We start from the raw sequence: 438 nt of genomic DNA on the forward strand, positions 1-438 counted from the left end.
CGTCCATTTCGCGCTGTTCATTTCCCGCCTGATAGCGCCGATTGCGGCAAAGCAGGGGGGGCAGTACAGGTTGAACGACAAAAAGGTGAACGCCGACAGCTTGGTGAAGCCGCCCGCGAAGGAAGTCCAGATTTCCTCGCCGTTCTCCGCCGCGTCCGCGAAGCCGTAGAGCACCCCCATAGTGCCGACGACGTTTTCCTTTGCCACCAGCCCCGTAATGGTCGCCACCGCCGCGTCCCATGCGCCGAATCCGAGCGGCGCGAAGAGCCACGCGACGGCGTTCCCGACGGCGGCGAGAATGCTACCGTTCATGTCCTCGACCATGCCGAAGGCGCCGCCGGAAAAGCCGAAGCTCGACAGGAACCACACCGCCACCGCCGAGAGCAGGATGATGCTGCCCGCCTTTTTGACGAACGACCAGCCGCGCTCCCACATAGA

At 63.7% G+C, this 438-nt stretch carries 1 protein-coding gene; it reads right to left on the reverse strand.

The features are described 5' to 3' along the window. Positions 1–438, reverse strand: a 438-nt coding sequence (locus tag AWU74_RS08580; protein ID WP_162505129.1) for a nucleoside recognition domain-containing protein, incomplete at both ends; no start/stop codon positions are given.

Source organism: Treponema endosymbiont of Eucomonympha sp., from assembly GCF_001028545.1.